Here is an 11,890-nt window from a genome sequence, read left to right on the forward strand (position 1 = left end):
CGCTGACCATGGGGACACGAATGGGCAATCGCTTGAGCAAGATCGCGACCCGCACGGGCGACGACGGCACGACGGGCCTCGGCGACGGCAGCCGCGTGCGCAAGGACGACGCGCGGATCGCGGCGATCGGCGACGTCGACGAATTGAATTCGCAGATTGGCGTGCTGCTTGCCGAACCGCTGCCGGGCGATATCCGCGCGGCGCTGTCGACGATCCAGCACGACCTGTTCGACCTGGGCGGCGAGCTCTGCATCCCGGGGCACGCGGCGATCACCGACGCGCATCTCGCGCGTCTCGACGATTGGCTCGCGCACTACAACGGGCAACTGTTGCCGCTGAAGGAGTTCATCCTGCCGGGCGGCGCGCGCAGCGCGGCGCTCGCGCACGTGTGCCGGACCGTGTGCCGGCGCGCGGAGCGCTCGATCGTCGCGCTCGGTGCACACGAGGCGCTCAACGCGCCGCCGCGCCGCTACGTGAACCGGCTGTCGGATCTGCTGTTCGTGCTCGCGCGCGTGCTGAACCGTGCGGCGGGCGGCGCCGACGTGCTGTGGGACCGCACGCGCGCGCGCTCAACGCGTTGATGCGCATCATTGCAATCGCTAACCCGTTGTGTCGAAGTGCGACAATTTGACCGCCGGAGGCGCGCCCATAAACATGTATTGTTTGAGAATGTTTAACGGAGGAATACTTTCATGACGCAGATGACCGCCGAGCAGATGGCCCGAGTGAAAGCGACCGCACCGGTTCTCGCGGAGCACGGCGCGACGATCACGAAGCACTTCTATCAACGGATGTTCGGGCGCCATCCCGAGCTGAAGAACGTTTTCAACCAGACGCACCAGAAGACGGGCAGCCAGCCGGAGACGCTCGCGAAGGCGGTCTACGCGTACGCGGCGAACATCGACAATCTCGGCGCGCTCGGCGGCGCGGTGTCGCGGATCGCGCACAAGCACGCGAGCCTCAACATCCGGCCGGAGCACTATCCGATCGTCGGCGAGAACCTGCTCGCGTCGATCGTCGAGGTGCTCGGCGACGCGGTCGATCCTGACACGCTCGAAGCGTGGCGCGTCGCGTACGGCCAGCTCGCGACGATCCTGATCGGCGCGGAGGCGAATCTGTACGAGAACGCCGCATGGAGCGGCTTCCGTCCGTTTAAGGTCGCGAAGAAAGTGCGCGAGAGCGACGAGATCACGTCGTTCTGCCTGACGCCGGCCGACGGCGGCGCGGCGCCCGAGTTCGAGCCGGGTCAGTACATTTCGGTGAAGCGTTTCGTCGGCGACATGGGCGTCGATCAGCCGCGCCAGTACAGCCTGTCCGACGCGCCGCACGGCAAGTGGCTGCGGATCTCGGTCAAGCGCGAAGCGGGGCGCAGCGAGGACGTGCCGGCGGGCAAGGTGTCGACGCTGATGCATGATGGCGTCGACGTTGATTCGATCGTCGAAGTCACCGCGCCGATGGGCGACTTCGCGCTGAATCGCGATGCGTCGACGCCCGTCGTGCTGATCTCGGGCGGGGTCGGGATCACGCCGATGGTGTCGATGGCGACGACGCTCGTCGCGTCGGGCAGCGAGCGTGAAGTGCGCTTCGTCCACGCTTGCCGGTCGGCGCGCGTGCACGCGTTCCGCGACTGGTTGAACGATACGACCGACGCGCATCCGAACGTGAAGCGCGCGGTGTTCTACGAAGAGGTCGGCGCGAACGACCGGCCGGGCGTCGATCACGACGGCGAAGGGCGGATCACGACGGCGGCGCTCGAGCGTCACGCGCTCGTGCCGGATGCCGATTACTACGTCTGCGGCCCGATCGCGTTCATGAAGCAGCAGCGCGACGCGCTCGTCGCGCTCGGCGTCGCGCCGGAGCGGGTGCAGACCGAGATCTTCGGTTCGGGCGCGCTCGAGTAAGCGCCGTCGATCGTTGCGGACGTTGGAGCCCGGCTCGAGCCGGGCTTTTCGTTGACAGGCGGCAGTCGATACCGCGCTCTCGATAGCTCGGCGTTCGCCGACGACGAGCGCGCCCGCAGCCGTATTGCGTCACCGACGAAATTTTCGTGGTGGCATTTTCGGGCACGTGGGCATGCGGCCAAGCGCTATTTGCCCATCGTGACGAGCAAGGTGACGTCCATCGGCAAGTTAACCGGCGCCGATCCCGGATACAGATCGTTGGCAAGCAAATGGAACGTTCCGCCGTAATGAATCGTGTGCGAGCCGGGCGGCAGTTGAAGCATCAGGTAATAGCCATCGGCCACCGACGTGCCGTTTCCTCCAGTGCTATTGAAAATCCATGGCGTCGGGGCATGGAAGTGGAATTGCTGCGTGAGGGCGTGGTAATTCTGAAGATTGCTGATCGGGACGTTGTCGATCGTGCAGAACAGATCGCCGATGCGGCTGAAGAACTTTTGCGCGATTGCTTGTTGGCCGACTGCCGTGGTGGCGAAGAAAGGCGGACTATCGAGCGACGATGCTTCTATGTCGAGCATGGTCAGGAATATTGCTTTGCCGGCCGGAATGATCGTCGCCGACTGGTTGCAGACCAGCGGCGATCCGTCGGGAGCCAGACTGGGTGCGGACCAAAACCAGACATTGCCCGTTTGCGCGGCTGAGATGGGACGGTTGTTGCAATCGAGAAACGGATGCGGCGGATTGGCGAGCGGCAACGCCAGAGCCCATTGCCAGAATGCCGTCGACCACTGGGCATAGGTTTGGCCTTCGAACATCGCGTCCGGCGGGACGATGTTGACGCTTGCCACCGCTGCCGGCGCGACGGAGTCATGGACGACTGCAGCGGGAGTCGCACCGTCGCTCCCGCTGCCTCCCCCGCAGCCGCTGAGCGCGGTCGCGAGCGAAACGACTATTGCGGCGTGCAATGCCTGCTTGATGAGTGGGGCGAAATCGATCATGGTGGCCTCCAGCTTGCCAAAGTGTGGTTCGGGGGCGACTGGAATCGGGTGGGCGATGCACGAACGTGCTGACACGAGACGGCCAACGCGTTGCCGGGCGGCAGTGGCGCATTCGGTTGACCGAGGGAGTTTTCTGGATTGTTACCCGCACGAAGCGATGGGGCGCGTCGTGCCCGCTACGGAGTCCAATCGACTGTGGCATCCATGCGAGCGGCGTGCCACTTGTGTCCCGGCAACCGTTCGGGCGCGTTCGAACCAGACAGGAAACAAGATATGCTTCGGAAGCGGTGGGGAACGTCTCACTTCCGATACGTTGGAAGCCGGGGAACGCCGCGGCGATGTCGATCTGCGAATTTCGAGTTTTTTCGTTACGACAGGTCGGTTGCTAACCGCTTGTTTTCATTGTGTTCGATTGCGGTCGCCGCCTCGTGACGCGTCCGTCTGCGCCGGCGCACCTGCGGGATTTGCATCATTTGCAATAGGCAGAGGAGTGCAGGAACCGGTTCGACATGGTGCCGAAGACAAGGGGGCGATGTCACGCCGGAAGAACGCGTTCCTTCATGGCAGCACGAGATGGCGGCGGGCCGTTGCCGGGTCATTCGCCGCGCTCGCGTTTGTCGCGGACGGCTTGTCATCGGAGCACGGACACGCGGTCCGTGATGCCACATCGGATATGAAACCCCCGGGCGGTGCCCGGGGGCGTGCTCGATCGTCGAGGGGATCAGTTGCCGCTGCCGCGCGCGACGCGCCGCGCCTTCACCGATTCGGCGAGGCCTTCGAGCACCTTCACACTGTCGTCCCAGTTGATGCACGCGTCGGTGATGCTCTGGCCGTAGGTCAGCTCGCAGCCTTCCTTCAGATCCTGGCGGCCCTCGACGAGATGCGATTCGACCATCACGCCGACGATCCGCTCGTCGCCCGCCGCGATCTGGCGGCCGATGTCCGCACAGACCGGGATCTGGTTCTCGTGCTTCTTCGAGCTGTTCGCGTGGCTCGCGTCGATCATCAGACGCGCGGCGAGACCCGCCTTGCCGATGTCCGCGCATGCGGCGTTCACGCTGTCCGCGTCGTAGTTCGGCGCTTTGCCGCCGCGCAGGATCACGTGGCAGTCCTCGTTGCCGGCCGTCGACACGATCGCCGAATGCCCGCCCTTCGTCACCGACAGGAAATGGTGCGGCTGCGACGCGGCCTTGATCGCGTCGACCGCGATCTTCACGTTGCCGTCGGTGCCGTTCTTGAAGCCGACCGGGCACGACAGCCCCGACGCGAGTTCGCGGTGCACCTGCGACTCCGTCGTGCGCGCGCCGATCGCGCCCCACGAGATCAGGTCGGCGATGTACTGCGGGCTGATCATGTCGAGGTACTCCGTGCCGGCGGGCAGCCCCATCTCGTTGATCTGCAGCAGCAGCTCGCGCGCGGTGCGCAGGCCGTCGTTGATCTTGAAGCTGTTGTCGAGGTGCGGATCGTTGATGAGCCCCTTCCAGCCGACCGTCGTGCGCGGCTTCTCGAAGTACACCCGCATCACGATCTCGAGCTCGTTCTCGAAGCGCCCGCGCTCCTTGACGAGCCGGCCCGCGTATTCGAGCGCCGCCTTGGTGTCGTGAATCGAGCACGGCCCGATGATGACGATGAGGCGATCGTCCATCCCGTGCAGGATCCGGTGCATCGCCTGGCGCGAGTTGTAGATGAGTTCCGACACCGCTTCGCTCAGCGCGAATTCGCGGATCAGGTGCGCAGGCGGAATCAGTTCCTTGAGTTCTCGGATGCGGACGTCGTCGGTATTGTGCGGGGGCATGCTTGAGTTCTCCAGTTCGGGGCGCCGCCCGGCGAACGCGGGTGCGGCTAGCGATTCAATTCGACAAATCGGGTTGTTCGGAAAAGCCGGTGGATCGTTCCGTCTGCCGCTGCTGCGAACCGGCGGGGCGAAAAAAAACCGCCGGGTTCGCCGGCGGTTTTTCGGGAATTCGGTTGCGCTTCGCGCGCCATCACTCCTCTCGATCCGCCAGCGGTCTGAGATGCCAAAAAAAGTAAAAGTAAAACTTTGCGGACATGGCGGAGATGCGGTTCATCAATGAAGCGATAACAGAACGAGATTTATACCTGGTCGGCGCGCGGCTGGCAATCCTGTGACCTTAAAAATGCGGACGATCCGCGCGATTTCGGCAATTCGCGCGAATTGTCTGCGCCAAGATGCGGCAATGCCGCATTACGACGCAGTGCCGCCGACCGTCATGTTGTCGAGCCGCAACGTCGGCTGGCCGACGCCGACGGGCACGCTCTGCCCCTCCTTGCCGCACACGCCGACGCCCGTGTCGAGCTTCATGTCGTTGCCGATCATGCTCACGTACTTGAGCGATTCCGGGCCGCTGCCGATCAGCGTCGCGCCCTTCACGGGGTACGTGACCTTGCCGTTCTCGATCATGTACGCCTCGGATGCCGAGAACACGAACTTGCCGTTCGTGATGTCGACCTGGCCGCCGCCGAAGTTCACCGCATAGAGGCCATGCTTGACCGACTCGATGATCTCCTGCGGATCCTTGTCGCCGTTCAGCATGTACGTGTTCGTCATCCGCGGCATCGGCAGCGCCGCATACGACTCGCGCCGCGCATTGCCGGTGACGGGCATCTTCATCAGCCGCGCGTTCAGCGTGTCCTGGATGTAGCCCTTCAGAATGCCGTCCTCGATGAGGGTCGTGCATTGCGTCGGGTTGCCTTCGTCGTCGATGTTCAGCGACCCGCGGCGGTTTGGCAGCGTGCCGTCGTCGACGACCGTCACGCCCTTCGCCGCGACTTGCTCGCCGATGCGGCCCGCGAACGCCGACGAGCCCTTGCGGTTGAAGTCGCCTTCGAGGCCGTGGCCGATCGCTTCGTGCAGCAGCACGCCGGGCCAGCCCGGGCCGAGCACGACCGTCATCGCGCCCGCGGGCGCGGGACGCGCGTCGAGGTTCACGAGCGCCGCGTGCACCGCGTCGTCGACGTAGCGCGACAGCACGTCGTCGGTGAAGTAGTCGTAGTCGAAGCGGCCGCCGCCGCCGCCCGAGCCGATCTCGCGCCGGCCGTTCTGCTCGGCGATCACGGTCACCGATACGCGCACGAGCGGGCGGATGTCCGCCGCGAGCGCGCCGTCGCTGCGCGCGACGAGCACGACGTCGTATTCGCCCGCGAGGCCCGCCATCACCTGCGTGATACGCGGGTCGCGGCCGCGCGCCATTTGCTCGACGCGCTCGAGGAGCTTCACTTTCGCGGTCGCGTCAAGCGACGCGAGCGGATCGGAGGGCAGGTACAGGTCGCGGCCCGAGATGCCTTTCAGCGACGACGCGGCGCGAATCTTCTGCTTGCCGCCGCCCGCGGCGGCAATCGCTTTCGTCGCCGCGGCCGCCTGGAGGATCGCGTCGGGCGACAGGTCGTCCGAATACGCGAACGCGGTGCGGTCGCCCGCGACCGCGCGCACGCCGACGCCCTGGTCGATGCTGAAGCTGCCCGATTTGACGATGCCTTCCTCGAGACTCCATGCCTCGCTGCGGGTCGCCTGGAAGTACAGGTCCGCGTAGTCGACGCGATGCGTGAAGATGTCCGCGAGCGTGCGCGTCAGGAGGGTTTCGTCGAGGCCGTACGGCGTGAGCAGGACGTCCTTCGCGAGTGCGAGATTGCGGATGCCGGGTTCGATGATGTTCATGCGGATTCGGGGATTCTCAAATTCTGAAACGGTTGTCGGACGCGCCTTCTTTCCGGTTAGATGGATCGCGGCGGCCGTCTTTCAATGGCGGCGGTCCGGCGATCCGGCGCTCATGCGAGCACGCGGTGCCGCCACGCGGGCAGGCTCTGCCGCACGTCGGCGATCCGCGCGGGATCGACATCGCCCGCGACGACGCCCGCGCCTTCGTCGCGCTCCGCGACGACTTCGCCCCACGGATCGACGAGCATGCTGTGGCCCCACGTGCGGCGGCCGTTTTCGTGCTTGCCGCCTTGCGCGGCGGCGAGCACGTAGCATTGATTCTCGACCGCGCGGGCGCGCAGGAGCGTCTCCCAATGCGCGCGGCCCGTCGTGTACGTAAACGCCGACGGCACGACGATCATCGCGCAGTCGCCCATCTTCCGGTACAACTCCGGAAAGCGCAGATCGTAGCAGACCGACAGGCCGACCCGGCCGAACGGCGCGTCGAACGTGCGCACCGCGTCGCCCGGGCGGATCGTGCGCGCCTCGTCGAACGACTCGTCGCCCTTCTCGAAGTTGAACAGGTGGATCTTGTCGTAGCGGGCCGCTTCGCGCCCCTGCGGGTCGAACACGAGCGTCGTGTTCAGCACGCGTGACGGCTCGGGCGCCTTCAGCGGCAGCGTGCCGCCGATCACCCAGACGCCGTGCGCTTTCGCGCAGTCGGCGAGAAAGCGCTGGATCGGGCCGTCCTGGTAAGGCTCGGCGAGCGCGAGCTTGTCGGCGTCGGTGTGGCCCATGAAGCAGAAATATTCGGGCAGCAGCACGAGCCGCGCGCCCGACGCCGCCGCGTCGGCGATCAGCCGCCCGGCTTCGGCGAGGTTGCGCTCGAGATCGGGCGTGCTGACCATTTGCAGCGCGGCGACCCGAAACGGCGTGGCTAAAGCATGGCGGTCGGTCATGGCGGATTCGATAGCCGAAAAAAAGTGCGGGCCCGGCGGCCGCGTCAGTGCTCGGTGGCCGCGGGCGCGTAGCCCATCTTACCCCGATCGTTGCCGACACGCTCGATGTGCGGATGCGCCCACGATCCCGTGATCGCGTAGTTCACCGCGAACGCGTGCGCGAGCGTCTGCGACAGCGCGAGGTTCGCGGCGAGCACGCCCAGGCCGAGGAGCGGATTGAAAATCGCCGCGCCGATCGCGGCCGCGCTCGCGCTGACCTTCGGCGCGATGTGCGCGTTCAGGTCCTGCGTCTCGTGCGCGAGGTCGACCGCCCCCGTTACCGTCACTTTCGCGGGCGGCGTCTTCATTTCGAAATCCTGCGTATGCGCGATGCCGTTCTCGATCCTGCCCGTGCCCGTAATCGTCTCGAACGGCAGGCCCTTGCCGATCACGTCGCGGAAGTCGAGCGTCAGGAAGCGCGCGAGGCCTTGCAGGCTCAGCACGCCGAGCAGCTTCGCCGCGCCCGGATCGACCTTCAGGATCTGGCCGTGCGCGAGATCGAGCGACAGGCGGCCGTTCAGCGTCGGATAGTCGATCGCGGTCGGACCGCCGCGCCACGCGACCTTGCCCGACAGCGTGCCGCGCCCATTCTCGACGGTCCTCGGCAGGCCGACGCGGTCGAGGAGGGCGCCCGCGTCGTCGATCGCGAGCGTGAAGTCGAACACGGTGCGGCGCGGCGCGTCGTCCTCGTCGACGCCGCGCGCGAGCGCGCGCCGCGACGTGCGCCAGTTCGCGGTCGCGGTGAGCTTCGCGGCCGGATTCGCGAGCTCGAGCTTGTCGAGCTGCCAGACGGGAATGCCGTTCTCGTCGATGTTGCGCGCGTCGACCTCGAGCCGGCCGATGTCGTGGCCGCGCGCGACGACCTGGTCGACGACGAGGTCGATTGCCGGCATCGCATGGTTGGTGGGCGTCGGCAAATCGATCGCGCGGCCGACGAGATCGTGCTCGGCGCTTGCCGGGATCACGAGCTTCGCGAGCCGCGCGCTCAGCACGCCCGCGCCCGTCGGGCCGCCGCCCGGCGCCCACGACAGATAGCCGGACACTTGGTTGGACGCGATGTTCGCCTGCCACAGGTCGTCGATGTGCGACGCGCCGACGATCACGTTCTCCCAGTTGCGCTTGAGCAGCTTCAGCGTGCCGAAGTGCAGCGCGAAACGCTTCGGCGCGAAGCTCGCGAGATCGATCGGCGCGGCGGCCGGCTTTTCGCGTGCGGCGGGCGACTTGCCGAAGCCTTGCGCGAACGCTTGCCACGCATCCGCATCGAGCTCGGGTACGTCGATGGCCGCGCTCACGCCTTCCTGCGGCATGTCGGGCATCCGGTTCATCCCGATCGCGCCGCGCACCGCGCGCACCGGCTGGCCGCGCTCGACGTCGAGCAGGTACGTCGCGGCGAGTGGGCCGAGCTTCAGGTCCGCGCGCTCGAGCGGCTTGGCGCCCGCCTGCGGCTCGGGCGCGAGCGCGAAGCTGAACGGCATCGGCGTGCCGGCCGGCTTTGCGAACGGCGCGGGGAAGTCGAGCGCGACGCCCGTCAGGTCGGAGCTCGCGGTGATGTCAGGCAGGCCGCCTTTCGCACCGCGCACGGCGAGCTGATACGGCGCTTCGCCGACGACGCGCTCGAGCGCGGCCGCCGCCGCGCCGCGCAGGTTCAGCCCGCGCGCGGCGTCGACCGACAGACGGCCGTCGACATCGAACGCATAGCGGCCGTTCGCCGACAGCGAGCCGCTCGCGCGCACGTCGCCGCCGAGGAAGCGCGCGGTCAGCCGGTCGACCGTCGCGGTGTGCTGGGTGAAGCGCAGGTTGCCGCGCAGCCGCGTCAACGGCGGCACGCCGTCGGCTTCGAGCGTGTTGCCGGCGAAGCCGAGCACGCCGTCGACGCCGACGTGCGGATGCTGAACGTGCTGCGGGATGTCGAGCTTGAGCGCGAGCGTCGCCGGCCCTTGCGCGCGCACGAGGTTGCCGATGTGGCCCGTCATCCCGGCAACCGCGCTGTGGTTTGCGTAGTCGAGCAGATCGGCGAGCGGGCCGTGCGCACGGCCTTCGATCACGAGCGGCGAATGCGTGGGGCGGCCGAGATCGTCGATTCGCCCCGTCACCTTCGTGAGCGCGACGCCCTTGTAGTGCGCGCGGTCGATGTCGAAGCGCAGCTTGTTCTGTTCGAGCTCGAATACGCCGTCGATCCCGTCGAGCGCGGGCCACACGTTCGGCGTGCCGTTCGCTAGCGTGCGCGGCGGCTGCGGCGTCGGCTCGAACTTGCCGCCCGAGAACGGCGCGACGATGTGGAACACGCCCGCCTTCGGATCGTGCTCGTACGGGAAAGTCTCGAGCGGGCCCTTCGCGACGATCGTCGCGCCTTTCTTCACCTGGCCCGCCTGCAGCGCGTGGCCGAGGTACAGGCGCAGGTGGTCGGACAGGCTCGTCGGCAGGTAGCGGGTGATGCGCGCGACGGCCGCGCGCTCGAAGTCGGCCTTCAGGTCGAGCGAGCCGCGGCCGTGGCCGGGGTTCGCGTAGCTGCCCGCGACCGCGATCGCCGCGTCGGCGTTCTCGACATGGAACTCCGGCACTGCGACGTCGACCCGCGCATGCCGCTCGCCCGGCGCGGGCGTGATGGTCCAGTTCGCGCGACCGCGCAGCCGGTCGAACGCGAGGCGCGGCTCGTCGAACACGCCGGGCACCGTGACGGCCGCGTCGACTGTGTCGAAGCTCGCCGCGCCGCCTTTCTCGTCCGCGTCGACGTGGCCCCACAGGTTCTCGACGCCCGGAATCCCCGCGCGCGGGTGGCCGTGCGGCGACAGCCCGGGCGGCGGCTCCTGCGCCTCGAAGCTGATCCCCCGCAGGTCGCCCTGGAACCGGTAGCGGATGATCGGCGCGGTGCCGCTCTGGCGTTCTTCGTCGACGAATTCGGCGCTCGCCGGCTTCGCGCGCTCGACCTCGATCGCGTAGTTCGCGACGAGCCCGCGCGGATCGAAGCGCACGAGCTCGTTGCGCAGTCGCGCCGGAAGCGGCAGCCCGCGGATGAATTCGGCGAGGATCCCGAGATCGACTCGGTCGCCGGACACGCTCAGCAACTGGCCTTCGTCGACGCTCGGCACGCGGTAGCGCGCCGTCAGCGTGTGCAGCGCGAGCGCGCGGGAGACCGGCGTGCCGTCGGGCAGCGGCGGCTGGCCGAGCTCCGCGTGCAGCCGCGACAGGTGCAGTGTGTAGTCGCGCTTCGGGTCGATCGCGACGTCCCAGCCGAAGCGCGCGACCGGGATGTCGAGCCGCGGCTGCGTCGGGCGCACGCGCAGGGCGACGTCGTAGCCGCGCAGCTCGCCGCCCGCGCCGTACAGATGGCCGTCGGCGAAATGCGCCCAGATCGCGTTGTCGATCCGGCCCGCGTACGCGGTCAGACGGATGTTCGCATAGCGCGCGAGCGTCGGCAGGTCGACGGGGCCCGTCGACAGGTACGCGTCGCCCGTCCAGTTCGACGGCTTGCCGATCGGCGCGAGCGCCTTGTGGACGAAGCGCGCGCGGAAGTCGAGCGGGCCATGGAACAGCGTGCCGTTCGCGGGCGCCTGCAGCGCGATCCGGTGGACGATGCCGTCGTTCAGCACCGCGATGCGGATGCCCTTCAACGCGAGCTCGGGCGCGTCGTGCTGCGCGTCGCGCCAGCGCAGCGTGCCGCCTCGCAGCACGATCGCCTCCTGCTTCAGCAGCCACGCGCTGAACGTGTCGTCGGCGCCCGTCTTCGTCGTCGGCACGGCGACGCCCGCGACGAAAAGGGAGCCGTCCGCGCGGCGCTCGGTCAGCAGGTCGGGATTGTCGACGACGAGGCTCGACAGCGTCGGCGCGAAGCGCGCGAGCGAGCGCCACGACAGCGCGGCCGTCGCGTGCGGGACCGACAGCGCGACGCGGCCGTCGCGGCCGCGGATCGTCAGGTCGCTGATGTCGACGCCCGGCTGCATCCCCGACCAGTGCGGCGCGAGCCGGCCGATCCGCAATTCGGCGTGGAGCTTTTGCGAGACGAAGGTTTCGATCCGCGGACGGTACTCGTCGATGCGCGGCAGCAGCAGGTAGCGCAGCCCGAGGAAGAGGGCGGCCGCGATGAAGTAAGCGGCGAGCGCGATCGCCAGCACGCCCTTGAACACGCGACGCAAGACCGGGTGATCGTGCTGCGGAGGTCCGGCTTCGGTCGTTGCGGCGGAATCCTGACGGTCGGACATGCGGCGAAGGGGCGGCGATATGGTAGTTTTGCGGACTGACGTTCAAATGTATCACACGGGTTCCCGCAGACGGCTTTCGCGACGCCGTTCGTGCGGGCTGTCCGGCCGGCCGCGTGCCTGCTCCGTGCGCCGCCCGCGCGCG

7 protein-coding genes are annotated in these 11,890 nt (G+C 67.7%); 2 read left to right on the forward strand and 5 right to left on the reverse strand.

Translation table 11 applies throughout. The features are described 5' to 3' along the window. Positions 1-20: 20 nt before the first annotated feature. The gene (locus WS70_RS03890; RefSeq protein ID WP_059596405.1) at positions 21-581 is read left to right on the forward strand and encodes a cob(I)yrinic acid a,c-diamide adenosyltransferase; all 561 of its coding nucleotides are present in this window, start codon (positions 21-23) and stop codon (positions 579-581) included. Between the two features lie 111 nt (positions 582-692). Further along, complete coding sequence (gene hmpA / locus WS70_RS03895; protein WP_059470824.1) at positions 693-1,901, forward strand: NO-inducible flavohemoprotein; 1,209 nt, start codon at positions 693-695, stop codon at positions 1,899-1,901. 185 nt (positions 1,902-2,086) lie between these two features. Here hmpA and WS70_RS03900 read toward each other — a convergent pair whose 3' ends face one another. From WS70_RS03900 to WS70_RS03925, 5 genes are all read right to left on the reverse strand, one after another. Then, on the reverse strand, positions 2,087-2,896 hold the full coding sequence (locus WS70_RS03900; protein ID WP_059596362.1) for a hypothetical protein: 810 nt from the start codon (positions 2,894-2,896) through the stop codon (positions 2,087-2,089). 721 nt (positions 2,897-3,617) lie between these two features. Then, positions 3,618-4,691: a 3-deoxy-7-phosphoheptulonate synthase AroG gene (aroG, locus tag WS70_RS03905; protein ID WP_059470825.1), complete on the reverse strand. Its 1,074-nt coding sequence runs from the start codon at positions 4,689-4,691 to the stop codon at positions 3,618-3,620. 411 nt (positions 4,692-5,102) lie between these two features. Then, positions 5,103-6,572, reverse strand: coding sequence for a metalloprotease TldD (tldD, locus tag WS70_RS03915; RefSeq protein ID WP_059596363.1), 1,470 nt, complete (start codon positions 6,570-6,572; stop codon positions 5,103-5,105). Between the two features lie 110 nt (positions 6,573-6,682). Next, positions 6,683-7,510, reverse strand: a complete 828-nt coding sequence (locus tag WS70_RS03920) for a carbon-nitrogen hydrolase family protein (protein ID WP_059596364.1) — start codon at positions 7,508-7,510, stop codon at positions 6,683-6,685. A 44-nt stretch (positions 7,511-7,554) separates the two neighbouring features. After that, positions 7,555-11,748 carry a YhdP family protein gene (locus tag WS70_RS03925; RefSeq protein WP_059596365.1) on the reverse strand — a complete coding sequence of 1,398 codons (4,194 nt, stop codon included), beginning with the start codon at positions 11,746-11,748 and terminating at the stop codon, positions 7,555-7,557. Between the last annotated feature and the right edge of the window lie 142 nt (positions 11,749-11,890).

The sequence above is a fragment of the Burkholderia mayonis genome, from assembly GCF_001523745.2.
GTDB lineage: Bacteria > Pseudomonadota > Gammaproteobacteria > Burkholderiales > Burkholderiaceae > Burkholderia > Burkholderia mayonis.

Excerpts from the sequence above, each read along its gene's own strand:
- WS70_RS03890 (WP_059596405.1), top strand. The coding sequence starts at position 21 with ATGGGCAATCGCTTGAGCAAGATCGCGACCCGCACGGGCGACGACGGC.
- hmpA (WP_059470824.1), top strand. The coding sequence starts at position 693 with ATGACGCAGATGACCGCCGAGCAGATGGCCCGAGTGAAAGCGACCGCA.
- WS70_RS03900 (WP_059596362.1), bottom strand. The coding sequence starts at position 2,896 with ATGATCGATTTCGCCCCACTCATCAAGCAGGCATTGCACGCCGCAATA.
- aroG (WP_059470825.1), bottom strand. The coding sequence starts at position 4,691 with ATGCCCCCGCACAATACCGACGACGTCCGCATCCGAGAACTCAAGGAA.
- tldD (WP_059596363.1), bottom strand. The coding sequence starts at position 6,572 with ATGAACATCATCGAACCCGGCATCCGCAATCTCGCACTCGCGAAGGAC.
- WS70_RS03920 (WP_059596364.1), bottom strand. The coding sequence starts at position 7,510 with ATGACCGACCGCCATGCTTTAGCCACGCCGTTTCGGGTCGCCGCGCTG.
- WS70_RS03925 (WP_059596365.1), bottom strand. The coding sequence starts at position 11,748 with ATGTCCGACCGTCAGGATTCCGCCGCAACGACCGAAGCCGGACCTCCG.